The organism is Elusimicrobiota bacterium, assembly GCA_016706425.1.
In the GTDB taxonomy this organism is placed as follows: Bacteria; Elusimicrobiota; Elusimicrobia; order FEN-1173; family FEN-1173; genus JADJJR01.
Genome location: JADJJR010000001.1, coordinates 2,043,439 through 2,067,238 on the forward strand (window position 1 = coordinate 2,043,439; position 23,800 = coordinate 2,067,238).

The window sequence follows — 23,800 nt, forward strand, 5'->3', positions numbered from 1 at the left end:
ATTTTACCGCCGGGCGCGGGCGTAGGCCAAAAGGCCCACGAGGGTTTTGGAATCTTGGATGCGGCCCCGGTCGATCAACGCCAGGGCGCGGCTCAGCCGCAGGCGCACCGGGCGGATGTTTTCGTCCGCGTCGGGGGAGAACGTCCCGGGGGTTAAACCGGCGGCCTCGTAAATATGGATCACTTCGTTGGCGAAGGCCGGGGTCGGCCAATAAGATAAAAGACGGCGCACGCGACGGGCCCAAAACCCGGTTTCCTCTTCCAACTCCCGGTTTACGCAGGAACGGGGGGATTCCCCGGGATCGATTTTCCCGGCGGGCAATTCCAGCGTCACTTCCTTGACGGGGTACCGGTATTGGCGGACGAACAACACCTCCGGGTCGCGGTCGCGGGGGTTTTCCACGGCGATGACGGCCACGGCCCCGGGGTGGCCGAGGTACTCGCGGGTGGCTTCGCCGCCCCCCGGCAGGCGGACGGTGTCCACCCAAAAATCAACGGCGCGCCCCCTGTGGACGCGACGGCGACGCAGGGGGCGCTCGACCCAGCGGTTCATAAATGTTCGCTGACTTGGACATGCTTCTTCATGGGCAACGCGAGCGACGCCGTTTCCAGGAAGCCCGCCAGCAGAGCGCCGGCGTAGTAGACCCACCATTGGTTCGGCAGGCCGTTCACGACGTACAACAGCCCCGTCATCAACATGGAAAAGGCGAACGCGTAGCAGGAGGCGCCGAGCAGGTACAGTTTCACGGGCATGTTGTCGTAAAGCATGCGTTTCTCAACCGGGTAATTGCGCGCGTGCCACAACACCACCGTGCCCGCCAAAAAGACCAGCGACACCGGATTGATGAAACGGATCGCGAACAAAATCCACATGAGGCCCCGGTGTGCCGCGTCGGGGTTCTTGAACCACAGCCCGTCGTGGGCCGTGAGGCGGCCGACCTGGAAAATCGGCTCCGATCCTCCGATGGCGAAAATATTGACGCCGATGAACACAAACCCCAGCACGATCCCCAGGCCAACGACGGCTTGGATCACGCGCCGGGGAATGTTTTCCGCGCCGAAGACCAGGCTCAACATCGCCAAAAACACGGCGGGGCCGAAGACGGCGATCATGCAAAACTCCCGCAGACCGCTCACGATCAACGGCCAGGGGTGCGGAAACAACAACTGGAAGGGTCGGGAGGCGAGATAAATGCCGAAGAAGAGGAAGCCCAAATAGGCCCCTTTGTAAGTCAATTCTCCCGTGATCAAGGTGCGCAGAGGGCCGATTTGGCGGACGTATTTGGCCAGGGCGAAATAAATGAGCCCCGCCAGAAGGGGCATGGCCATGTTGGAGAACAGGGGGATAAACTGCCGGACATCGGCGCTCATGGGGCTTTATTATGACACAAGGCCGCGCGCTTTGTCTTATGCCGCGGGAACGGCACCGGCTCTTGACTTCGAAGAATCGGGGGGGTATCGTTTAATCGCGTGAAACGCCGACTGATTTTTTTTCCTTTCGACCTTTTTTCACATTACCTGCGCTGTTTGCCCTTGGCCGACGCCGTTCGAAACGATTTTGACATTCACTTCACCGCCTCCCGACACGAAGGGGCCAACCAACGCGTGCGCGGCGCCGGTTATTCTTTGGTGGCCTGCCAAAGCATCGATGCGGAACGAATGTCAGTGCTCGAGAGCCGGCTCGACCATTCGTGGATGCGCCAGGAAGAATTGGAGCCAATTTTTCTCGACCAAGTGCGCGTCCTTCGTGAGCTGAAACCGGATCTGGTGATCAGCGATTTTTCCATCACACTCCCCATGGCCGCCGAATTGACGCACACCCCGTGCGTCACGTTGATGGTCGGTCATCTGTCGCAACACTACCGATTCGCACGCCCCGGACCAGCGGCCCATCCCGGAATCAAATGGCTCCGCCGTCTCCATTGCCCCCGACCCCTGGAAACGGCGCTGACAACGCTCGGGGAGAAAGTGGAGTTTCGAATCATGCACCGCGGGGTGCGCGCGATTCGAAAAAAACACCAACTCCGATCCCGGGCGCATTATCTGGACGAGATCGAGGGCGACCACAACCTTATCACCGACGTGGAAGATTTTTCTCCGATGAACAATCTGCCGGGAAATTTCACTTATATTGGTCCGATTTTCCACCGCGACCCCACCCCCGAAAGCGATGTCCTTGAACGGTTGGATCCAGGTAAAAAAACCGTTTTGATCACCCTCGGCACTTTTTGGAAAAGCGACGAACTCTACACGCTCTTCAACGACCCCGCGTTTCGATCGTACAACGTGGTGTTGGCGGGGAAACCCGGCGTTTCTATGGCTCCGCCGGTTGTCGTCAAACCGTTCATCAATCTCGAAGCCCTTTTGCCCCGCACGGACTTGGTGATCTGCCACGGGGGCGACGCCACCGTTTACCAATGCGTGGCTCACGGCACGCCCCTCCTCGGCTTGCCCTTTCAAGGGGAGCAAACCTGGAGTCTCGAGCGCGTCGCCCGCCTCGGCCTGGGGGAAGCCCTCCGCTTTCCTCTGCCGGTCCATCAACTGCTCGGAAAAATCCGTTATTGGATCGATCGAAAACGGATTGAAGGGGAACGATATCAGCGTTTCTCTCAAAAAATCAGCCTCGAGTCCACCCAGCGGCGGTTCCGAGAAACCCTGCTTCACTTGAACGAGAGAACCCACTGCGGTCTTTGCCGCGGGGGCACTTACGAAGGCAGCCGCGAAATCGCCAATGTGCCCAGCGACGTGAGGCGATACGCCAATGAGTTTTTCACCGTTTGGCGGTGTGGCGCCTGCGCGGCGATTCACTCCCTCCGCACGATGGACTTGACGGATTATTACGCCGATTATCCCTACGATCAAATCGGCAGCAACCCCTTTATCCAGCGAGCGGTCGGCAACCTGTCACGTCTCCTCCGCCGTTACGGAATTAAGAAAAACGCGCGCCTTCTTCTAAGCGCCCCTTTCGTTGGCGTGCACGCGGAGATCCTCCGTCGGGAGGGGTTTGAGTCAATCACGGTTTTGCCACGACAAAAACCCGGGGAGCCCCCCCCCGTTCTCCCCTTGGGGGCTTACGACGCCGTGGTGTTCTTGGGAACCCTGGAAGACATCGACCACCCCGGGGCCCTCTTGCGTCAAACGGCAACGTCCTTGGCTCCAGAGGGACGGGTGTTCCTCCAATGCCCGGACGCCGGGCGCATTGATTTAAGCCGGGTGAACGCGCACCGCCACGACCTTCACCAACCCTATCACCTCCACGTGTTTTCAAAAATCATCCTTTTTCGTTTGGCCCGCGAGGCCGGTTTGGAACTCGTGGACCTTCAATGGCGGCATTTCTGGGACACGCTTTTCCCGTTTGTGAACATCCGGACCGTCCATTCTCTCAGCCGAATGACCGATCGATCCTTGGACAGCACCATCGTTCTGTCGGAAATTAAATTCCGCCGCTGGTGGCATTGGCCGGCGCTTCTGTTCAACGGTTTCTTCGGAGGGCTGTTTCGGAAAAACGTGTGGATGTGGGCGGTGTTCGAGCGGCCCAAACCGCCCTAATTCGGAATCGCGGTCCCCGGGTTTTTTCGGAAGAGCACCATGACGTGGTCGGTTTTGGGCGAGGAGGGAAAACCCCCGAAGAAAAAAAGCCATAACAAAACGGGGTGTTTGAAAAAGAGGCCGTACCGGGGGGGTTCATAGGCCGCGTCAATCAAATTGCCCTGCGTTTTCAGCCAACTCTCAAGAAACCGCCGCGAACAGCCCGGCCAAAAGGAATCCATGTACCATCGGTTGTAAACCCGAATGGGGTAAAGACCGTGGTCCCCCCCCAGCGCAACCAAGGAATTGAGGCTGAGGATGTGGCGGTGGTAGGGCACGTGAATTTGATGAAGATGTTCCTCAGGCCGGGAAAGATCGATGCCTTCGGCGTTGGGGGTTTGAACGGCCAGCAGGCCGCCGGGGGACAACAAACCCACCAGTCGCGCAAAATGCCCGCGGGGATCGTCATCGTGCTCCAGGACATCGGAACTGAAAACAACATCGTATTTTTCCTTCAACAACTCCGGCCTTTTAAAGGCGTCGACGTAAGGATCGTACCCAACGGCGGCGTTGAAGCCGCGGCCACGCAAATAATCGACGAACAAACCGGTGTTGCACCCGTAATCCAACAACCGCTCCCCCCGGGTGAAACCGGCGTGGGCGAGTCGCTTCGCCAACCCACGAAAAAACACGCGCAACAAGTAATCCAGGCCTTGCCGGCGAATGGGGTATCCCTCGTAGTATGCCGACAGATCCACGAATTTCTCCGTGTGCAAGGATTGGCAATGAGGACAGCGCCACAACCCGAAGCGTTGATCCCGATAACGCCGCACGTTGCAGCGAACCGTCGCTGTCTCCCGGGGGGGAGCCACCGTCCGACACACAAGACATTCTCGGTCGGCGGGGCCCGGGGTCACTTGAGCAATATCGCCAACCGACGCCGGGCGGCGGCGGAACGGGCCGCGGGGGCCGTGAAGACCGCGTCCCGCAAGGCGTGGCCGCAGCCGCATTCGCGCGGCCCCGTCAATTGGGGCAAAAGCCAGGGCAACAGGGTCCGCACGCGCTCGACGTTGGCGCTCAACGTCGCCACCACCTTCCCGGCGGACACCTCCTCGCCCTCTTTCCAGACGTCGTAATCGGTGACGAGGGACACGCTGGCGTAACACATCCGCGCTTCCCGCGCGAGTTTGTACTCCGGCGCGAGGGTCATGCCGACGACGGAAAACCCCTGGGACTTGTGGAATTTCGACTCGGCTTTTGTGGAAAACCCCGGCCCTTCCATGCACACGTAGGTGCCGCCCGTGTGCGTGACGGCCCCGGTTTTACGCGCCGCCGCGGCGATCTTTTCGGCCAGGGACGGACAGAGCGGTCGGTCGAGCGCCACGTGGGCCACGATGCCCCCGCCGAAAAAGGTGACGGGGCGAAGGTGGGTGCGGTCCACCACTTGGTCGGGCACAAGGAAATCCCCGGGGGCCACGTCCTCCCGCAAACTGCCGACGGCCCCGACGCCGACGATCCGCTCGACGCCCAGGGATTTCAAAGCGTAAATGTTCGCCCGCGACGGGATCTCGGACGGCAGCAGGCGGTGGCCCCGGCCGTGCCGGGGCAAAAAGGCGCACCGCACCCCCGCCAGGGTGCCGAGGACAATCTCATCGGAGGGAAAACCGAAAGGCGTGCGGGGCCGCGCGCAACGCAGACGCTCGACGCCCGGGAGGTCGTAGAGACCGCTGCCGCCGATGACCGCGACGCCGACGCGTTCGCGGCTCATTCGCGGGCCGGCTTGGCCAAGCGAAGCAATTCCCGGATTTTCTCGAGCATTTCCGGCACGCGGAAGGGTTTAAGAAAATACGCCGTGGCGCCCCGTTCCATGGCTTCTTCGGCGGCCTCCCTGTATCCCGAGACGACCAAAATCGGGATGGACCGCGTGCGCGGGTTGGCCCGCAGGCGGGACAACACCTCCAACCCGTTCATGTCGGGCATCATGATGTCGAGAACGATCAAGTGGAAGCCCCGCCGCTCGACTTCTTCCAGAGCTTCGCGGCCCCGCGCGCAGGTGACGAGGTCCACGTCCCCCCCGAGGGAGGAAAACCCGACCTCGACCAATTCCAGCATGTTGGGGTTGTCGTCGACCCACAGCGCCGAACGACGCCCCACGGGCGCGGGAAAAGTCTCGCCCCCCGCGTCGCCGTCGACGCGGGTCAAGGTGACGTTGACGGTGGTGCCCAGATTCGGACCGGGGGACTCCAACCAAATACGGCCCCCGTGGCTTTCGACGACGTGTTGGCAATAGGCCAACCCCAAACCCAGCCCGCCGTAGGACCGGGTGAGGGTCGGGTCCGCGTGAAAAAATTTCTGAAACACGAAAGGCAGGGCCTCTTTGGGAATGCCCTGGCCGGAATCTTGCACGGACAACAACACCGATTTGGAAGGCAGCCCGTGCAGGCCGACCTCCACGTGCCCGCCCGCGGGGGTGAATTTGAGGGCGTTGAGCAACAGGTGCTCGACCACTTTGCCGAGGCCCGACTCATCGCCTTTGACGCGGAAATTTTCCGGCGGGGGCGCCAGGGTCAAACGCACCCCTTTTTTCTCGAAGAGGGCGCGGGCCGCCTCCACCTGGCGGGTCACCGTGTCGGCCAGGGACAGGGGCCGCGCGTCCACGCGGGGGCGGTCCTTCAGCGTGTCCTGCACGTCGAGCAGTTGGTTGATCAATCGCGAGAGGTTTTGCGACTGTTCGATGATTTTTTTCAGGCTGTCGGATTGCTTGTCCGTCACCGGGCCCATGCGGGCGGCGAGCAACAGCTCGCTCATGCCCAAAATGGAGGTCAGCGGCGTGCGCAGCTCGTGGGAGATCGTCGCCAGGAAGTCGTTCTTCATCTGGCTGATTTGGTGGAGCTCGGCGTTTTCACGCTTCAAGCGGAACGTCATCAGGAGCCGCTTGAGCAGGCCCGACAAATCCAGCGCGACGAAATCCTCCTTCATCAAATGGTCGAGGGCGCCGTGCTTCATGGCTTCGACGGCGGCGCGCGCCTCCTCCCGGGCGGAGAGGGCGACCACCGGCAGGGGCAGCGACATCCGGCCCAACCGGGCCAAGAGCTCCACCCCCGGGGTGTCCGGCAGGTTCATGTCCAGGAAAACGAGATCGTAGGGTTGGGCGTAAAGGCGTTGCAGGAAATCCGCCCCGGATTCGCAGGTGTCCACGCGGATGCGCCACCCGGGGAGTGACTCCATGCGGCGCACCTGCGTGCGAAGCTCGGTGGGATCGCCGTCGGCGATCAAAACCCGAAGCGGGGGTTCGGCGGAATCAAAAGGGTCTTCGGCGCTCATGAAGGGTTCAGTATAAAGGGATCGGTGCGCCTTGGCAAGATGGGCGGCGTCACCGCGCGGGGCGCAAGAGAACCACGTCGCCGCCCACCACCGCGATGGTCCGCCCCGCGGCCGACAGGCGCAGGCGTCCCGCCGGGTCCACGCCCAGGGCGCGCCCGCGCACCGGACCGTCGGGCCCCACGCCCGTCACCCAACAGCCGTTCAGCACCGACCGCGTGTTGTAGGCCCGCTGGAAGGGCGCGAACCCCCCCCGCGCGTGTCGGACGTAGGAGCGGGCGAACCGGGCCAACCATTCCGACAACAATTCCCCCCGGGGGGTGGGACCCGCCCAGTCCCGCACGGCCCCGGTGCCCACGCCCGGGATGACCGGAGCGCGGTTGTTCACGTTCACGCCGATGCCCAACACCATCCATTGCACGCGGTCCGGCTCCAGGGCCATTTCCGTAAGGACACCGCCGATTTTTTTCCCGTCCGCCCACACGTCGTTGGGCCATTTGACCCCCGCGGGCACACCGCGGGCGCGCAGGGTGTCGGCCCAGTCGAGGGCGGCGACCAGCGCTAAAGAGGGGGCGTGGGCGGGAGCGGCCGCGGGCCGAAGCAGAATCGAATACCACAATCCCCCGGCGGGGGACGACCAGACCCGACCCCGGCGACCCCGGCCGGCGCGTTGGCGGTCCGCCACCACAATCAGACCTTCGGGCGCGCCCCGGGCGGCTCGGTTTTTGACTTCGTCCTGGGTCGACGGGACCACCGGGCGGTGCAGGAGCGGCCCCGCGAAACCATGAAGCGGCACGGCGTCGAACCCATCGGCCCCCGCCCGCAGGCGATAGCCCATGCGTGGGGTGCCCGTGACCCGGTGACCGACGGCGCGCAGTTTTTCGATGCGTTTGTGAACCGCCGCCCGGGATATTCCAAAGCGGCGGGCCAGGTCCGCCCCCGACAGGGGGCCGGGGGCCTTCCGCAACAACGCCAGCAGCGCGCGCGCGCCGTCGGTCTTCACAACGCCACCACGTCCATGTTGAAATCCAAGGCCGGGGCGGAGTGGGTGAGCCGCCCCACCGACACGCGGTCGACCCCAGCGCGGGCCAGGGCCGGCATCGCCGCCAAGGTCACCCCGCCCGAGACTTCCAAGAAGGGTGCTTTCCGTCCCCGCGCGGCGCACCAGCGACGGATCCAGCGCACCGCGCCGGGCAAACCCGCCCGGGGCATGTTGTCCAAAAGAACGATATCGGCCCCGGCCTCCAAGGCCCACAGGACCTCGGCGCGATCGCGGGCCTCCATTTCGACGAGCCGCCCCGACCCGCGGGCCCGCGCCACGCGGCGGATCAATTCGGCCCGCCCCGGAGCGCTCCGGTAAAAAGACAAATGATTTTCCTTGATCAAAAAGGCGTCGGCCAAATCCCGCCGATGGTTCGTTCCCCCGCCCAGGCGCACCGCGTATTTTTGAAGGTCCCGCAGGCCGGGCAGGGTTTTTCGGGTTTCGAGAACCGCGGGCCCCCGTCGCCCCGCGGCGTCTACGAATTGCCGCGTTTGGGTGGCGACGCCGGACAAATGGGTGAGGAAGTTCAAAGCCGACCGTTCGGCCGACAGGAGGGAGCGCAGAGGCCCCCGCGCCTCCAGCACGCGCTGGCCGGGCCGGACGCGGGCCCCTTCCCGAACCAACGGACGAACGCGCACCCGCCGGTCCATTTCCCGAAAGACAGCCTGGGACAGGGGCAAACCCGCCAACACACCCGGAGCGCGGGCCACCAGAAAGGCCCGCCCCCGGGCCGCGGCGGGCACGAAAGCGGCCCCCGTGATGTCGCGGCGGGCGCGGTCTTCCGCCAGGGCGGCGCGGGCGTATCGTCGGAAATCCATGGTCGCATTGTAGCCTTCCCTCGGGGGCCCTGTCCAGGGGCGAAAAATCCCGTGGAAAAACCGCCTTTCTCGCTCTAGGCTTAAGGCAAACCATGGCCGCGAATCGAAAAAAGAAAGCCCCGCCGCCCGCCCGAGGGGAACTGGCGCGCCTACGGGAATGGCAACGGCGACTGAGCCTATTGCTCAATTATTCCCGGGCCATTTCCACCCACAAAGATCTTCCATCGCTGTTCCGGCTGTTGGTCGACGCCTCCTGCAAAATCCTGAGGGCGGAACGCGCAACCGTCTTTCTGCTCGACTCGGCCGCCAACGAACTGTGGTCCCGGGCCACCTCCACGAACGAGGTGTTCCGCGTGCCCGCCGACCGGGGGATCGTGGGCGAGGCCATCGCCCGGGGCCGGGTGATCAACATCCCCGACGCCTACGCGGACCGCCGGTTCAACCCCGACGTCGACAAGTCCACAGGCTACCGAACCCGCAGCTTGTTAACGGCGCCCCTCACCGACGCACAGGGCCGCCCCCTGGGTGCCCTCCAGATGCTCAACAAACGGGGCGGGCGGTTCACCCGCGAGGACGAGCGCATGCTCGTGCTATTCGCCGAACAGGCGGGCGCCGCCCTCGAGAACGCCCGGCTCTACGATGAACTCCAGGCCGCGATCAAGGACACGATTTTCCGCCTCGCGGCGGCCGCCGAATTTAAAGACGAAGACACCCACAACCATTTGGAGCGCGTGAGCCGCTACAGCGGCGTTTTGGCGGAGGAACTGGGACTTTCGGAGGAATGGCGGCGGCTGATCCGCCTGGCGAGCCCCATGCACGACATCGGCAAACTGGGCGTGCCCGACGCCGTGTTGCGCAAGCCCGGCAAGCTGAACGACGAGGAATGGGTGGAGATGCGCAAGCACCCCCTGTACGGTTCCAAGATTTTGGGGAACGCCTCCAACGACGTGATCCGCATGTCGGAACGCGTGGCGCGCTGCCACCACGAGAAATGGGACGGCAGCGGCTATCCGGCCAAGCTTTCCGGCGAGGACATCCCCCTCGAGGCCCGGGTGGTCGCGCTGGCGGACGTGTTCGACGCCCTCACCACACGCCGCCCCTACAAACCGGCCTTCACACTCGAAGACACCCTGCGCCTCATTGACGAGGGCGCGGGCAAACATTTCGACCCGCGCCTGGTCGAAGCCTTCCACCGTTGTCTGCCGAAAATTTTGTCCATTCAGCGGGAGTTCGCCGATCCCGCCCCGCCCGAAATTTCAAACGCGCTTTGAACGGGCCCGCCCGGTCCGGGCGCCCTCGCGGGTTCCTTTCCCGGGGACCATCATGTCCTGGATTTCTTTGATTTTGTCCCGCAACACGGCCGCCATTTCAAAGTCCAAGGCATCGGCCGCCTCGCGCATCTGCGTCTGAAGGGCTTTGATCAGCCCCGGGAGTTCCTTGCGCGTCAAATAGCGCTCTCCCCCGTCGCGGACGAGGAGCGGCAATCCCGCCTCCTTCGCCTTGACCTGAAACTCCTCCAGGTCGTGCACCGCCTTCACGACCGTCCGTGGGGTGATGCCGTGGGCGCGGTTGTGGGCGGCCTGTTTTTCCCGGCGGCGGTCCATTTCATCGATCGCGCGGCGCATGGAACCCGTCATGGTGTCGGCGTAGAGCACCACCTCGCCGTTGACGTTTCGGGCGGCTCGACCGCAGACTTGAATGAGCGTCGTTTCCGATCGCAAAAAACCCTCTTTGTCCGCGTCGAGCACCGCCACCAGGGACACTTCCGGCAGGTCGAGCCCTTCCCGCAACAGGTTGATGCCCACCAGCACGTCGAAGGTCCCCCGGCGCAGGTCTTTTAAAATTTCCACGCGCTCCAGGGCGTCGATGTCGGAGTGCAGGTACCTCACCTTGAGCTTTTTTCCGCTCAAGTAGGCGGCCAAATCCTCCGCGGTCTTTTTGGTGAGCGTGGTGACGAGGCAGCGTTCCCTGCGCTTCACCCGCTCTTGAATGCGGGCGATCAAGTCGTCCACTTGGCCGCGCGAGGGCCGCAACCGCACCTCCGGGTCCACCAATCCCGTGGGACGGATGACCTGCTCTATCACGGCGCCGCCGGTTTTTTTCAGCTCGTAGGGCCCGGGCGTGGCCGACACGTGGATGATCTGCGGCACCAGCGATTCGAATTCCGGGAATTTGAGCGGGCGGTTGTCCAGGGCCGAGGGCAGGCGGAACCCGTAGTCCACCAGCGTCTGCTTGCGCGCGCGGTCGCCCTCGTACATCCCGCCGATCTGCGGCACCGTCACGTGGGATTCGTCGATCACCACCAGGAAATCCTTGGGAAAATAGTCGAACAGGCAGGCCGGCCGCTCGCCCGGCGGGCGGCCCGACAGGGGACGGGAATAGTTCTCGATGCCGTGGCAAAAACCCATTTCGCGCATCATTTCCATATCGAAGCGCGTGCGTTGTTCGAGCCGCTGGGCTTCCAGCAACTTCCCCCCACTCCGCAAAACAGTCAAGCGGTCGGCCAGTTCCATTTCGATGTCGACGACGGCGCGGTCGATGATGTCGCGGGTGGTGACGAAATGTTTGGCGGGGTAAACGTAGGCGCGCTCTTTTTCCTCCAGCACCGCCCCCGTCAACGGGTGCACGCGCCGCAGGCGCGCCACACGGTCCCCATCGAACTCCACCCGCAGGACGGTTTCCAGATAGGCTGGGAATATTTCCACCACGTCGCCCTTGACGCGGAACCGGCCGCGCGAAAAATCGACTTCGTTGCGTTCGTATTGAATGTCCACCAGCGCGCGCAGGAAGTCCCGCCGGTCCACCGTGGAGCCGCGTTCCACGCCCACGCAGAGGTCCCGGTACTCCCGCGGACTGCCCAACCCGTAAATGCAGGACACCGAGGCCACCACCACCACGTCCCGGCGTTCCAGCAAGGCGGTCGTCGCTTTCAACCGCAAACGGTCGATGTGGTCGTTGATGGAGGCATCCTTTTCTATGTAGGTGTCGCTCTGGGGGACGTAGGCCTCGGGCTGGTAGTAGTCGTAATAGGAGATGAAATATTCGACGGCGTTTTTGGGGAAAAAGGCTTTGAGCTCGGCGTAGAGCTGGGCCGCGAGGATTTTATTGGGTGAGATCAAGAGCGTCGGTCGGTTCACCGCCGCGATGACGTTGGCGACGGTGAAGGTTTTGCCGCTGCCCGTCACCCCGAGCAGCACCTGGTGGCGATCTCCTCGGGCGAGCCCCTCGGTCAGTTGGCGGATGGCCTCCGGCTGGTCCCCCGCCGGTTGGAAATCGGAAACGACTTCAAAGCGGTCCATCCGCTTATTTTACCAAGGCCAGTGGCGAAGGACGGGAAGGAAACTTGTGTCGGTTTCGTAGAGCCGGACCGGCGTGACGGATATTTTTCCGTCCTGGATGGCCTCGATGTCGGAGCCCGGCTCGGGCACGCCCCGGGGCACGGCGCCCGCCATCCAAAAATACGTCTGGCCCCGGGGATCCACCCGGGACGCCAGGGCCCGGCCGTAGATGCGCCGGCCCAGGGTGGTCACGGCCACGCCTTTCAACCGCGTCCAGGGGCGGTTGGGCACATTGATGTTCAAACAGGTGTTGCCGGGCAGGGGTCGCTCCAGAAGCCGCCGGGCCACGGTGCGCGCGAAACGCGCCGCCGTGGCGTAGTGCACGTCCGGGTCTTTGCTCGCCACGGAGATGGCGAAGGCCGGCAGGCCCAGCATGCAGGCTTCCTTGGCCGCGCCCACGGTGCCGGAGTACATGGTGTCGGCCCCCAGGTTGGCCCCGTGATTGATGCCCGACACCACCAGGTCCACCCGCTCCCGCATAACGGAGATGACCCCAAAGCGCGCGCAGTCGGCGGGCGTGCCGTTCATGATCAAGAGATTTTTTTCCAACCGACGCACGCGGATCGGTTTGTGCAGGGTGATCGCGTGGCTCGCGGCGGATCGTTCCCGCTCGGGCACCACCACCGTGACATTGCCGACGGACGCCAGCGCCTTGGCCAGCGGACGCAGGCCGCCGCCGTAGACACCGTCGTCGTTCACGACCAGGATCTGGGGTTTATTTTTGGGCACGGGTTCCCTCGCTTTCCACCACGTCGGCCAACCGCTCCGCCGCGTTCATGAGGAGGGGCGGCGCGGCCTTCGCGCGGGCGGCGTTGTCGGCGCGCAGGGCCGCCAGGGGCGGCAGGGACGCCAAGGCCAAAGACAGGGTGTCGGGCCGCAGGGCCCGTTCGGCCACAACCCGGGCCTGGCCCCGCTCGGCCAAAAAAGCCGCGTTGTGGGTTTGGTGGTCGTCCGTCGCGAAGGGAAAAGGGACCAGGAGGGCGGGCCGACCCACGCGCCACAGTTCCATGACGGTGTTGGCCCCGGCGCGGGCGATCACGTAATCGGCCGCGGAATAGGCCGCCGCCATGCCCGGCCAAAAGCCTTTCACGAACGCCCGCCGACCGGCGCGTTCGTGGGCGGCGCGCATGGGTTCCTCGTCCGTTGGTCCGGTCAAATGGATCACCTGCCACCGCGGTTGCGCGGGCAAGGCGTTCAGGGCCTCCACGGCCCAGCGGTTGAGAGCCCGCGCGCCCTGACTGCCGCCGAACACCAACAACGTCGGCGCCTCCGGGTCCAGCCCCAGAGAGAGGCGCGCCTCCGCCGGGTCCAGGGGCACCAGGTCGGGCCGGAGCGGCAACCCCGTCCATTCGCGGCGGACCGCCCGGGGCGAAAGGCCTTCGGTGGACTCAAAGCTGGTGGCCACGACCCGGGCCCAACGGGAGAGTACGCGGTTGGCCAGACCGGCCCGGGTGTTTTGCTCGTGCAGAACGATGGGCACGCCCGCCCCCCGGGCCGCCAGTCCCGCCGGGGCCGACACATAGCCGCCCATGCCGAGGAACACGTCGGGCCGCTCCCGCCGCACGGTGCGCCGCGCGGCGCCCCAGGCCGTCATCAATTTTAAGGGGTAGGTGAAGAGAGCGGGGTTGAGCCCGCGGGGAAAACCTTCGAAATGGAACGCCGTCGAGGGGAAGCCCTCGCGGGCCAGGTATTCGGGGGAGCGACCGTCCTGCTTGACCAGGAAATGAACCAAGTGACCGCGCGCGCGCAGGGCCTTGGCCGCCGCCACGCCGGGCAACAAATGTCCCCCCGTCCCTCCCGCGGCGATCAGGACGCGCATGGGGTTTTCTTCACGATTTTGGAAAGAATTTGGGTCATTTAATTTTGGGTTCAAACCGTAGCCGCTTGCCGAGCGAGGTGATATGTTTTCATATTATCAAAGTTACAGGCGGCAGAGCAGTGGAACGCCGGCCCGGTCCCCGGAGAGGGAGAATGTGGGTCGGCCAGCCCGTGTTTTCATTAAACTTTGAGAAAGGGGCCGGGGGCGAGAAATTGAATTGCTGTGGCTTCGACGTTCCCCCGCTTTTCATGCCAGAGGCAATAAGGTTTCCGGGGTCTGGAACAGACCCAACGGAGGCTCAAAAATGGCGCCAACGGTAAACCAAAGAGCCGATTGTCCCGATCTTGAAAGAAGCGGTGGCCGGCGGAACGCGGAGGGGAAAACTTATCGTCCCCGGGGAGAGAGGACCGGGGTGCCGCGGTGGCGGGAGACGTTCAAGACGAGCCCGATGGACGTCATGAGCACCAAAAGCGACGACCCGCCGAAAGACAGAAACGGCAATGGGATGCCCTTGGTGGGCAACAAACCCGTCACGACGCCGAGGTTGAGCAACACCTGCCCGCCGATGGTGAGGGCGACGCCCGCCGCCAGCAGGGCGTGGAACCAATGGGTGGCGCGGAAGGCCACGCGGAAACAAAGATAGGTAAGCACGAAATAAGCGGTCGTTAAAAGCGACGTCCCCAGAAAGCCGAATTCCTCCCCGAAGATGGGAAAGATAAAGTCCGTCTGCGACTCCGGCATGTAATACATTTTGATGGTCGACTCGCCGGAACCCTTACCCCAAAACCCGCCGGAACCCAGGGCCATCAGCGACTGCACCAGTTGGTAGCCGACGCCTTGGGATTCCTTCCAGGGATCCAAAAAAGCGAGCAGGCGCTGACGTCGATAGGGCACCGACAGCGCCAGAAACAAACCCGGGATCGTCGCCAGTCCGACCAGGAACAGATGCCGCCACTTGGCCCCGGCCATCGCGATGAGGCTGAAAGCCACGCAGCCGATGAGGAAAGGCGTGCCCAAATCCCGCTCCAACAAGATCAACCCCAGCACAAACCCCGTCACGATCAACGGCGGCAAAAAACCCGACCAACGCGTGAGACGGCTTTGCCGGCGGTCGAGGTAATCGGCCAACACCAGCACCACGGCCAACTTAGCGAACTCGGACGGCTGAACGCCCAGGCCGCCGACCCGCAACCACCGTTTGGCCCCGCCGACTTCGTGCCCGGCCACCAAGACGAGGACCAACAAAACCACCGTCGCGATCAAAACCGGCCGCGCCATCCGTTGCACCCACGACAGGGGTGTCAACGCGGCCACGCCCAGGCCCACCATGCCAAGCGCGGTCCAAATCATTTGCCGCTTGAGGAAGAAATATTGATCGCCGTAACGGCTGTCGCCCAGGAGCGCGCTGGCGGAATACAGAACCAACCAGCCGAACACGGTCAGCCCGGCCGTCCACGACAGCAGGGCCACATCCACGGGGCGTTTGGGCGTTTCGGCGCGCGCGGTCACGGCAGGGCCTCGGCGAGCGCGCGGAACACGCGGCCCCGGTGTTCAAAATTTTCGAACTGATCGAAGGAAGCGCAGGCGGGCGACAAAAGAACGATGTCCCCGGCCGTCGCCGTTTCGGCAGCGCGGCGGACGGCCCCGGCCATGTCGCCGGCGCGGAAAAAGGCCGCGGCACCCGCCAGGTCTTTTTCGATTTTAGGAGCGGCTTCCCCGATCAAAAGAATTTCCTTCACTTTTCGCCGGACGAGCCCGGCGAGGGGCGTGTAGGGCGCCCCCTTGTCCTGTCCGCCCAGGATCAACCGCAATCGTCCGGGAAAAGCCTCCAGGGCCACGCGGGTCGAATCCACGTTGGTGGCCTTGCTGTCATTGATGAAGCGCACCCCACGCCGTTCCCGGATAAATTCCAGACGATGGGCCACGCCCCGGAAAGCGGACAGCGCTTGGCGCACGGCGGCGCCCGGCACGCCGAGGGCGCGCGCGCAGGCCACGGCGGCGGCGGCGTTTTCCCCATTGTGGCGGCCGGGCAGATGCGCGGGCAGGGCCCATCGGCCGCCGAAACCAACCAGCCCCGAGGCCGACCAACGCAGTCCCGGGCCGGGCAGGCGGTCCCCGAACCAGGCGACCCCGGCCGGCGCCAGGCCGCGCAGCGCGCGGCAGAGGGCGTCGCGGGCGTTCAATACGGCGGTCTCGTCCCCGCGTTGCTCCTGGAACAATTTGAATTTGGTGCGGGCGTAATTGTCGAGCGTGCCGTGGCGACTTAGGTGATCCGGCGTGACGTTGAGGAGCGCCCCCACCGTCGGGCGGAACGCCGAGGCCGTTTCCAGCTGGTAGCTGGACACTTCGAGCGCCAGGGCGGTGTCGGCGGTCACGCGATCGACGCAATCCGACAGAGGGGTTCCGATGTTACCGGCGACGACCGTGGGTCGTCCCGCCGCCTCAAAAATCGCGCCCAGGAGAGCCGTGGTGGTGGTTTTTCCGTTGGTGCCGGTGACGGCGGCCGACCAGCGCGGCCAGCGGCCGGCCAGCGACAGTGCGCGGTAAGCCAGTTCCAGTTCGCCCCACACCAACGCGCCCCGCGCGCGGAGGGGCTCCCAAGTCGAGGCGGGCACCCCGGGGCTGGGAACCACGAGGTCCCAACGTTTCCCCAACAGGTGATGACTCCCCGCTTCAACGGTGATCGCGGGGGGCAGACCCCGCAACGCCTCGCCCAGGGATTCCCGGGAGCGGGACTCGGTCACCGACACGCGGGCGCCCAGGCGCTCCAGAAGACGCGCGGCGGCGGCCCCGGACTTGCCCAGGCCGATCACCAGGGCGCGGCGGTCGTCGAACCAGCCGCGCGCGCCGGGCGATGTTTCGATCTTTGGCGTCACACCCTCACCGGATTTTGAGGGAGGTCATGGCGATCAACGCCAACACGATGGCCGCGATCCAAAAACGGATGGTGACTTTGGTCTCGGGAAGACCGCCGACTTCAAAATGGTGGTGAAGCGGCGCCATGCGGAACACCCGCCGTCCCTTGCGCAGGCGCACCGAGCCGATTTGCAGGATGACCGACAGGGCCTCGGCCACGAAAACGCCGCCGACGACGACGAGGATCAATTCCTGTTGCAAGCTCAAGGCCGCGAGCCCCAGCGCGCCACCGAGGGGCAAGGACCCCGTGTCGCCCATAAAAATTTCCGCCGGGTGGGCGTTGAACCACAGAAACCCCAGGCACGCACCGCCGAGCGCCGCCAGGAACACCGTCAATTCCCCCGCCCCGGGCACGGACACCAGGCGCAAATAGGCCGAGAGTTTGGCGTGGCCGGCCAAATAAGCGAACACCGCGAAGGAGAGACCGCTCACCACCAACGTGCCGGGGGCCAGGCCGTCCAATCCGTCGGTAAGATTAACCGCGTTGGAGGCGCCGACCAACACGATCAAGGCGAAGGACAGATAGAAGCCGTGAAGGGGAATCGAGACCCCCTTGGCGTACGGAATGAAGACCCGGTGGGCGAATTCCGCGTTGGGGGGCGCGAAATAGAAATAGCTGCCCACGCCCAGGGCCCATACCACCATGGCGCCCATCTTGAGATTTTCCGATAGGCCGCCGGCCGGGTGCCGCTTGAGCCACTTGCGGTAGTCGTCCAAAAACCCCAGGGCCCCCAGGTACAGGCAGGTCCCGATGGCGAGCAGGATAAAACGGTTGTCGAGCCGCGCCCATAGGAGGGTCGATCCCAACAGGGCGAAAAGGATCAAGAGACCGCCCATGGTGGGCGTGCCGGATTTTTTGAGGTGGGATTCCGGACCGTATTCGCGAATGAACTGCTGCATGCGCGCGCGTTTGAGCGCGGCGATGAAAGGCCCGCCGAACAACAGGCACAGAGCCAACGCCGTGAGGAAGGCCCCCCCCGACCGAAAGGTGATGTATTGAAAAACGTTAAAGGGGGAGAAGACCTCCCGCCATTGAACAAGGGAATAAAGCATCCGTCACTCCTTCATTAAGAACGGCTCATAAATTTCTTCCAGCCGGGCGCCGCGCGACCCCTTGAAAAACACGGACGTGTCCGGCGTGAGGCTTTGGGTCAGGGCCTCGCGGGCGGCCGCGCGGTCTTCGGTGGCCGTCAAGGGGGCCTTCCCGCCCGAACGCTCGTACCCCTCGCGCACCCAGGCGTGCTCGGGGCCGACGAACACGGCGGCGGCCAAGGGCAGGGCCGCGAGCTTTTCACCCAGAGCGCGATGTTCGGCCTCGGCCGATTCGCCGAGTTCCAACATACTGCCCACAACGGCCACGCGCGGCCAATGGGGAAAAGCGGAAACAAAGCTCTCCAAACCCGCCGCCATCGAGTCGGGGTTGGCGTTGTAGGCGTCGATCAAAAAGAGGGATCCGTCGGGGCGGCGCTTCATCTGCATGCGCTGGGCGGGCGGCGCGAAGGACGGGAACGCCGCGGCCACGTCGATCAGATTCATGCGCTCCCAGAGGGCCACGGCCGCCGCGGCCAAGGCGTTCGTCACATTGAACAGACCCGGCACGGGCAGGCGCACCGCCCGGCGCGCGCCCGCCACCACCAAATCGAAGGCCGTGTGGGGATCCTGACGCACATTGATCCCGCGCACATTGGCGGTCTCGTCGCGACCGTAGGTCACGACGGAACAGGCCGCGCTTTTCCGCCGCGCGGCGAGGAGGGGGTCATCGATGTTGAGAAACGCCAAATCCTCCGCGGACAAAGCCTCCACCAGTTCCCATTTCGCGCGGGCCACCCCCTCCAAGGTACCGAAAGTTTGCAGATGGGCCCGACCGATCGACGTCAATACCCCGATCTCCGGCCGGGCCAGGGCCGCGAGCCGCGCGATGTCCCCTTTGGCGGAGGCGCCCATTTCAATCACGGCGTGGGTGTGTTCGGGCCGCAATTCCAAAAGCGAGAGAGGCAGGCCCACCTGGCTGTTGAGGTTGCCCCGCGTGGCGTAAACCGTTTTACCCCCCGCCCGCAGAAGGTGGGCGATCATTTCTTTGGTCGTGGTTTTGCCATTGGAGCCGGTGACGCCGATCACGCGGAGACTGAGTTTTTGCCGATGGGCGCGGGCCCAGGACTGAAGACCCGCCAGGGTGTCGTCCACGCGCACGAGACCGAACCCCTCGGGCAATTCCTCGGTCGGCCGGCCCACCAACGCCCCCACGGCGCCCCGCCCAGCGACTTCTTTCAAGAAATCGTGTCCGTCCCGACGCTCGCCTTTAAGCGCAATGAAAAAATCCCCCGGCGCCACGGACCGCGAGTCGGTCACCACCCGCGCGGGAAGGCCGACGCCCGCGCGGATCAATTGCCCCCCCGCGCGCTCGGCCAAAGCGGGCCAAGAGTCGATCAAGCTCATCCGCGCCTCGCCCGCTCCCCCAGGAGGGACCGAGCCACCGCGCGGTCGTCAAAATCCACCGTGCGGTCACGCAAAATCTGGTAGGTTTCGTGGCCCTTACCGGCAAGGAGAAGAACGTCCCCGGGTCCCGCCAACGACACCGCGCGGGCGATGGCCTCCCGCCGGTCAAGAACAACCTCGACCGAACGTCCCGTCACGCGACGGGCCCCGGCCTCCACCTCCCGGGCGATCGCCTCCGGATCTTCGGAACGCGGGTTGTCCGACGTCACAATGACGCGGTCGCCCAACCGGGCGGCGGCCTCGCCCATTTTCGGACGCTTGGTGCGGTCGCGATCGCCGCCGCAACCAAAAAGAACGATCAGGCGCCCGCGGGTGAGGGGGCGAAGGGTTTGCATCACGTTCACCAGGGCGTCGTCCGTGTGGGCGTAGTCGACAAAAAGGTCGAAGGGAAGGTCCGTGCCCGTGGTTCCGACGGGTCGTTCCGTCACCCGTTCCAACCGGCCGGGCACGCCGTGCATTTGGGCGAGCCCGGCGATGGCGGTGTCCAAAGGCACACCCGCCCCGAGGGCCGCGCCGAGCGCGCCCAACAGGTTGTAAATGTTGTGCCGCCCCACCAGGCTGAACTTTTCCCGGCGTTCCCCAAAAGGCGTGAGGAGACGGAACGCGGAGCCCTCGGCGGAAAGAACGAGGTCGGTGGCGCGGAAATCGGATTCTTTATCGATGCCGTAGGTCCACGCGGGGGAGGCGACCCGGGACAAAAGGCGTTCCGCCCAGGGGTCGTCGCGGTTGATCACGGCGCGTCGACGGGGACGGCCGGAGCGATCCAGCCGGTCGAAGAGTCCGGCCTTGGCTTCGAAATAACGCTCCATGTCCCTGTGAAAATCCAAATGGTCCTGCGTGAGGTTGGTGAAGACGGCGCCCGTGAAATCCACGTCGTCGACGCGCCCGAGCGCCAGGGCGTGGCTCGAGGTTTCCATAGCCACGTGGCTCACGCCGGCGTCGCGCATGGCCGCCAGAAGGCGTTGAACATCGGCGGCGTGGGGCGTGGTGTTGGGCGCTGTTTCGCGGTGACCCGGCCAGCGGTAATCGATGGTCCCGACCACCCCGACGGATTTTCCCGCGGCCTGCAACACGGACTCCAACAGGTACGTGATGGTCGTTTTGCCGTTGGTGCCGGTGACCCCGATGATCTCGAGATGTTGCGACGGGCGGCCGTAAAAACGGGCGGCGAGCGTCGACAAGGCTTTCGCCGTTGAAGGCAGGACCACCACCGGCACCGTGGCGGCCACGGGACGTTCGGCGAGGACGGCCGCGGCCCCGGCCGCGGCCGCGGCGGCGACGTGGGCGTGTCCGTCGGTCCGCGTGCCGGGCAAAGCGATGAACAGGTCCCCCTTTTTTACGGAGCGGGAATCCACCGTCAATCCGGTGAGGGGCACGCACGGAACCCCCGCGTTGGTGGGGGCGATGCCGGCGAGGAGGGCGTCGAGCGTGATCACGTTTGGCCCCGGCCCTTTTCGGGCGCGCGCACGAGGGACGGCGGCGGGTCGGGAGGCACCGCCAGGCGCGTCATCGCCTGCGCGGCGATGTTGCGGAACACCGGCCCCGCGTTGTAGCCGCCCCAGGTGACTCCGGTGGGCTCGTCCAAAACCACCACGATTGTGAGGCGGGGCTGGCGCGCGGGCACGTACCCGCAAAACGAGGCGACATTCTTATCGGGCGAGTAGGCGCGGGTCAAAGGATCGATTTTTTGGGCGGTGCCGGTCTTCCCCGCCACGGTCCAACCGGCCACGGCGGCCTCTTGACCCGTGCCGCGGGTCACGACGCCTTCCAGCACCCGCGTCAAAATCCGGGCGGTTTCCGGGCGGATCACCCGGCGCACGACCGCGGGCAACGACCAACGCTGTTGGCCGCCGTTGGGCCATTGGGCGTCCAGGCAGAGGCGGGGCTCAAGCAGAAGCCCCCCGTTGGCGACGGCGGTGTAAGCCCCCGCCAATTGCAACGCGGTGACGCCGATTTCCTGGCCGAAAGAGAGAATCGGCAAACTGGTTCCGCTCCACCGCGCGGGCGGCCGGAGCAAACCCGGGCTCTCGCCCGGCAGTTCGCAGCCGGTCCGCGTGCCGAAACCGAAAGCGCGGGTGAAATCGTAGAGGCTTTCTTTTCCAAGTCGAAGACCGAGTTTGGCAAAACCGATATTGGAAGAGACCTCCATCACATGGGCAAAGGAAATCACGCGCTCGGGTTCGTGGTCGTTGATTTCCACGCCCGCCACTTTCCAGCTGCCCCCTTCGCAATTGAACAGCTCATCGGTGCGGACACGGCCCTGGTCGATCGCGGCCGCGGCGGTGATCAGCTTGAAGGTGGACCCCGGCTCGAAAACCCACTGGGTGGCGCGCACCTGAAGGTCTTCCAGGTCGACCGTCGGGTCCGAAAAGGAAAAACGGGGTCGACCCGCCAACGCGAGGATTTCCCCCGTGCGCACGTCCTGGATCACCACCGCCCCGCCCTTGGCGCGGGAACGCCGTAGGCCGAGATCCAATTCGCGTTCGGCGATGTATTGAAGGGTGCGGTCGAGGCTCAACCGCAGGCCGCGTCCTCCATCGATTTCGGTATCGAGCGAATCCACGGCGAGACGACGCCCTTTGCCGTCGCGCAAGGCGCGGCGCGCGGGGCGCCGGTCCAAAAGATCCTCGTCGAACGCGTGTTCCAAACCGGAAAGGCCCCGGCCGTCCTCCCCCACGCGGCCGAGCAGAGGGGCGGCCAGATCCCCGTTCGGGTAAATCCGACGGTACTCCCAAACGAGACCGACACCCCTCAAATTCTCTTTTTCCACCGCGCTCGTCTGCTCCGGGGTAAGTTGCCGACGGACCCACAGGAAGGAACCGCGCGCTTCCTGGAAGGCGCGCGCCAATCGGGCCGGATCCAAATCGAGGGCGGCGCCCAAACGCGCGGCGGCGGTGTGGGGGTGCCCCAGCAGGGTCGGGTCGACGTAGCAGGACGCGCTCGCCACCGATTCGACCAGGGGCGCGCCGTGGCGGTCCACGATGGCCGCGCGACGCGGCGCCTCCCGCACCCAACGGTGGGCCTGTTGGGCGGCGCGGGCCGTCAAATCGGCGTGGCACCAAATTTGCAAATAGGCCAGGCGTGTCAGCACCGCCGCGAAGCCCACGGTGAGGAGGCCCAACGCGACGCGAAAACGTCGAATCATGCGGGGGGTTAAACTTCCGAGAGGAGCCGGACTTGTTCCGGGCGGGGCACGCCGAGCCGGCCTTGCGCTCGGCCGCGGTCGTCCAAGCGGTGCAACGCGAGGGCGGTGTCCAGCCGCCTCCGGGCGGCGATTTCGCGCCGGTCGAGGGCGGCGATTTCCTGGCGAAGCGCGTGGGAGCGGTACGACAGGCGCACAGCCTGAACCTGCAGCCAAGCCGACAGGGCCAGCAGGCCGAACAACCCGCCCCCCGCCCAGACCACCCGTTTCCACACCGGCCGCCAAGACCGCACGTCGCGCCCCCTTCATGGACTTCCCAAATTTTCCGGGGAGGAGAGTCGCCTCTCCCCCCCGGGTTTGCCGCTCGTGGTGTCAAAAGAGGCAGGGTGTCCCGCCGAGAGAGACACCCTCCCCCCAATCCGTGCGACGGATCCCGGCCTGTCGCAAAAGGGCGGGTGCCTCCGCCGAGAGAAGACACCCGGACCCCTGAATCGTCGGCGGGCGGAACGGCCCCCGCCCGCGGGGTCAAATTTTTTCGAGCACGCGCAATTTTGCGCTGCGGCTGCGCGGGTTTTCGGCCCGCTCGACCCCGGACGCGGCCAGGGGCTTTTTTGTGACGGCCCGCCACGGGGGGCCGCCGCGGCCCGCTTCTTTCACCCGCCGGTCTTCCTCCGAGTGGAAGGTCAGGACGGCCAACCGCCCCCCCGGCTTCAGGACGCGCGCCGCGCGCGCTAAAAAATCATCCAAACTTTCCATCTCGCGATTGACCGCCATCCGCAAGGCCAGGAAGACCCGCGTGGCCGGGTGGCTTCTGCCCCGCCGGGGCACGCACCGGGCCACCGCTTCCGCCAAATCCGCGGTCGAACCCAGGCCGGGCGCCAGGTCTTTCAACCGGCGTGCCAATTTTCCCGCAAACCGCTCTTCCCCGGCCCTCCGCAACCAACCTTCCAAATCCTCCAATGACGCCGCGCGCAACATTTCCGACGCCGTCGGTCCTTGTGTTGGGTCCATCCGCATGTCCAGGGGACCGGGACGGCGAAAACTGAAACCCCGCTCCGCCCGGTCGAGCTGCAAGGAAGACACCCCCAAATCGGCCAGAACGCCGTCCACCGATCCTTCGACCAGACCCGCGCGCTCGTCGAAGCGGTCAAAATTCCCCTCCACCACCGTCAGACGATCGGCCGCGTGGGCCAATCGCGCGCGGGCCAAAGCCCGCGCTTCGGGGTCTCGGTCGACCGCGACCACGCGCCCGTCGGGAGCGCAGGCCGCGAGCAGGGCCTCCGTGTGACCGCCCAAACCCAAGGTGGCGTCCACGTAGAGGCCCCCGGACCGGGGGTTCAAGGCCCCCACGGTTTCCCGCAACATCACGGGCCGATGAATC

Annotated in this window: 20 protein-coding genes; 2 read left to right on the plus strand and 18 right to left on the minus strand. The window is 65.1% G+C overall.

The window, feature by feature from the left end; all coding sequences use genetic code 11:
• Nucleotides 1-3: 3 nt before the first annotated feature.
• Both IPI56_08395 and IPI56_08400 read right to left on the minus strand, forming a co-directional pair.
• A complete protein-coding gene (locus IPI56_08395) occupies nucleotides 4-552 on the minus strand; it encodes an NUDIX hydrolase (GenBank protein MBK7545743.1) in 549 nt (182 codons plus the stop codon).
• Entirely contained in the window at nucleotides 549-1,370 is an 822-nt protein-coding gene (locus tag IPI56_08400; GenBank protein MBK7545744.1) for a hypothetical protein, read from the minus strand. The genes IPI56_08395 and IPI56_08400 overlap by 4 nt, the downstream gene beginning before the upstream one ends.
• 99 nt (nucleotides 1,371-1,469) lie before the next feature.
• On the opposite strand from IPI56_08400, the gene IPI56_08405 reads away from it, so the two are divergent.
• The gene (locus tag IPI56_08405) at nucleotides 1,470-3,548 is read left to right on the plus strand and encodes a methyltransferase domain-containing protein (GenBank protein MBK7545745.1); all 2,079 of its coding nucleotides are present in this window, start codon (nucleotides 1,470-1,472) and stop codon (nucleotides 3,546-3,548) included.
• Here the strand turns inward: IPI56_08405 and IPI56_08410 are convergent.
• From IPI56_08410 to nadC, 5 genes are all read right to left on the minus strand, one after another.
• Nucleotides 3,545-4,285, minus strand: a complete 741-nt coding sequence (locus tag IPI56_08410) for a class I SAM-dependent methyltransferase (protein MBK7545746.1) — start codon at nucleotides 4,283-4,285, stop codon at nucleotides 3,545-3,547. The genes IPI56_08405 and IPI56_08410 overlap by 4 nt on opposite strands.
• Nucleotides 4,286-4,440: 155 nt before the next feature.
• Nucleotides 4,441-5,295: an S-methyl-5'-thioadenosine phosphorylase gene (gene mtnP, locus IPI56_08415; protein MBK7545747.1), complete on the minus strand. Its 855-nt coding sequence runs from the start codon at nucleotides 5,293-5,295 to the stop codon at nucleotides 4,441-4,443.
• Nucleotides 5,292-6,851, minus strand: coding sequence for a response regulator (locus IPI56_08420; protein MBK7545748.1), 1,560 nt, complete (start codon nucleotides 6,849-6,851; stop codon nucleotides 5,292-5,294). The genes mtnP and IPI56_08420 overlap by 4 nt, the downstream gene beginning before the upstream one ends.
• Before the next feature lie 49 nt (nucleotides 6,852-6,900).
• The gene (locus tag IPI56_08425; protein MBK7545749.1) at nucleotides 6,901-7,851 is read right to left on the minus strand and encodes a biotin--[acetyl-CoA-carboxylase] ligase; all 951 of its coding nucleotides are present in this window, start codon (nucleotides 7,849-7,851) and stop codon (nucleotides 6,901-6,903) included.
• The gene (gene nadC / locus IPI56_08430; GenBank protein MBK7545750.1) at nucleotides 7,848-8,708 is read right to left on the minus strand and encodes a carboxylating nicotinate-nucleotide diphosphorylase; all 861 of its coding nucleotides are present in this window, start codon (nucleotides 8,706-8,708) and stop codon (nucleotides 7,848-7,850) included. The genes IPI56_08425 and nadC overlap by 4 nt, the downstream gene beginning before the upstream one ends.
• 92 nt (nucleotides 8,709-8,800) lie before the next feature.
• Here nadC and IPI56_08435 point away from each other — a divergent pair, with 92 nt between their 5' ends.
• A complete protein-coding gene (locus tag IPI56_08435; GenBank protein ID MBK7545751.1) occupies nucleotides 8,801-9,979 on the plus strand; it encodes an HD domain-containing protein in 1,179 nt (392 codons plus the stop codon).
• On the opposite strand, the gene uvrB is transcribed toward IPI56_08435, so the two are convergent.
• The 11 genes from uvrB to rsmH all read right to left on the minus strand — a co-directional run bounded on the left by uvrB (nucleotide 9,965) and on the right by rsmH (nucleotide 23,784).
• A complete protein-coding gene (gene uvrB / locus IPI56_08440) occupies nucleotides 9,965-12,007 on the minus strand; it encodes an excinuclease ABC subunit UvrB (protein MBK7545752.1) in 2,043 nt (680 codons plus the stop codon). The genes IPI56_08435 and uvrB overlap by 15 nt on opposite strands.
• Nucleotides 12,008-12,016: 9 nt before the next feature.
• Complete coding sequence (gene surE, locus IPI56_08445; protein ID MBK7545753.1) at nucleotides 12,017-12,775, minus strand: 5'/3'-nucleotidase SurE; 759 nt, start codon at nucleotides 12,773-12,775, stop codon at nucleotides 12,017-12,019.
• Nucleotides 12,762-13,865 (minus strand): undecaprenyldiphospho-muramoylpentapeptide beta-N-acetylglucosaminyltransferase, encoded by a 1,104-nt coding sequence (murG, locus tag IPI56_08450; protein ID MBK7545754.1) that lies wholly within the window; start codon nucleotides 13,863-13,865, stop codon nucleotides 12,762-12,764. Before murG ends, surE begins: the two co-directional genes overlap by 14 nt.
• A 384-nt stretch (nucleotides 13,866-14,249) precedes the next feature.
• Nucleotides 14,250-15,374 (minus strand): putative lipid II flippase FtsW, encoded by a 1,125-nt coding sequence (ftsW, locus tag IPI56_08455; GenBank protein MBK7545755.1) that lies wholly within the window; start codon nucleotides 15,372-15,374, stop codon nucleotides 14,250-14,252.
• Nucleotides 15,371-16,729, minus strand: coding sequence for a UDP-N-acetylmuramoyl-L-alanine--D-glutamate ligase (murD, locus tag IPI56_08460; GenBank protein ID MBK7545756.1), 1,359 nt, complete (start codon nucleotides 16,727-16,729; stop codon nucleotides 15,371-15,373). The genes ftsW and murD overlap by 4 nt, the downstream gene beginning before the upstream one ends.
• Nucleotides 16,730-16,745: 16 nt before the next feature.
• Entirely contained in the window at nucleotides 16,746-17,834 is a 1,089-nt protein-coding gene (locus IPI56_08465; GenBank protein MBK7545757.1) for a phospho-N-acetylmuramoyl-pentapeptide-transferase, read from the minus strand.
• A gap of 3 nt (nucleotides 17,835-17,837) precedes the next feature.
• Nucleotides 17,838-19,217 carry a UDP-N-acetylmuramoyl-tripeptide--D-alanyl-D-alanine ligase gene (locus IPI56_08470; GenBank protein ID MBK7545758.1) on the minus strand — a complete coding sequence of 460 codons (1,380 nt, stop codon included), beginning with the start codon at nucleotides 19,215-19,217 and terminating at the stop codon, nucleotides 17,838-17,840.
• Nucleotides 19,214-20,713 carry a UDP-N-acetylmuramoyl-L-alanyl-D-glutamate--2,6-diaminopimelate ligase gene (locus IPI56_08475; protein MBK7545759.1) on the minus strand — a complete coding sequence of 500 codons (1,500 nt, stop codon included), beginning with the start codon at nucleotides 20,711-20,713 and terminating at the stop codon, nucleotides 19,214-19,216. Before IPI56_08475 ends, IPI56_08470 begins: the two co-directional genes overlap by 4 nt.
• Nucleotides 20,710-22,422 carry a penicillin-binding protein 2 gene (locus tag IPI56_08480; GenBank protein ID MBK7545760.1) on the minus strand — a complete coding sequence of 571 codons (1,713 nt, stop codon included), beginning with the start codon at nucleotides 22,420-22,422 and terminating at the stop codon, nucleotides 20,710-20,712. The genes IPI56_08475 and IPI56_08480 overlap by 4 nt, the downstream gene beginning before the upstream one ends.
• A gap of 8 nt (nucleotides 22,423-22,430) precedes the next feature.
• A complete protein-coding gene (locus IPI56_08485) occupies nucleotides 22,431-22,712 on the minus strand; it encodes a hypothetical protein (protein ID MBK7545761.1) in 282 nt (93 codons plus the stop codon).
• Nucleotides 22,713-22,944: 232 nt separating this feature from the next.
• The gene (gene rsmH / locus IPI56_08490; GenBank protein ID MBK7545762.1) at nucleotides 22,945-23,784 is read right to left on the minus strand and encodes a 16S rRNA (cytosine(1402)-N(4))-methyltransferase RsmH; all 840 of its coding nucleotides are present in this window, start codon (nucleotides 23,782-23,784) and stop codon (nucleotides 22,945-22,947) included.
• Nucleotides 23,785-23,800: the final 16 nt, after the last annotated feature.

Excerpts from the sequence above, each read along its gene's own strand:
- IPI56_08395 (MBK7545743.1), bottom strand. The coding sequence starts at position 552 with ATGAACCGCTGGGTCGAGCGCCCCCTGCGTCGCCGTCGCGTCCACAGG.
- IPI56_08400 (MBK7545744.1), bottom strand. The coding sequence starts at position 1,370 with ATGAGCGCCGATGTCCGGCAGTTTATCCCCCTGTTCTCCAACATGGCC.
- mtnP (MBK7545747.1), bottom strand. The coding sequence starts at position 5,295 with ATGAGCCGCGAACGCGTCGGCGTCGCGGTCATCGGCGGCAGCGGTCTC.
- IPI56_08420 (MBK7545748.1), bottom strand. The coding sequence starts at position 6,851 with ATGAGCGCCGAAGACCCTTTTGATTCCGCCGAACCCCCGCTTCGGGTT.
- nadC (MBK7545750.1), bottom strand. The coding sequence starts at position 8,708 with ATGGATTTCCGACGATACGCCCGCGCCGCCCTGGCGGAAGACCGCGCC.
- IPI56_08435 (MBK7545751.1), top strand. The coding sequence starts at position 8,801 with ATGGCCGCGAATCGAAAAAAGAAAGCCCCGCCGCCCGCCCGAGGGGAA.
- uvrB (MBK7545752.1), bottom strand. The coding sequence starts at position 12,007 with ATGGACCGCTTTGAAGTCGTTTCCGATTTCCAACCGGCGGGGGACCAG.
- murG (MBK7545754.1), bottom strand. The coding sequence starts at position 13,865 with ATGCGCGTCCTGATCGCCGCGGGAGGGACGGGGGGACATTTGTTGCCC.
- IPI56_08465 (MBK7545757.1), bottom strand. The coding sequence starts at position 17,834 with ATGCTTTATTCCCTTGTTCAATGGCGGGAGGTCTTCTCCCCCTTTAAC.
- IPI56_08470 (MBK7545758.1), bottom strand. The coding sequence starts at position 19,217 with ATGAGCTTGATCGACTCTTGGCCCGCTTTGGCCGAGCGCGCGGGGGGG.
- IPI56_08480 (MBK7545760.1), bottom strand. The coding sequence starts at position 22,422 with ATGATTCGACGTTTTCGCGTCGCGTTGGGCCTCCTCACCGTGGGCTTC.
- rsmH (MBK7545762.1), bottom strand. The coding sequence starts at position 23,784 with ATGTTGCGGGAAACCGTGGGGGCCTTGAACCCCCGGTCCGGGGGCCTC.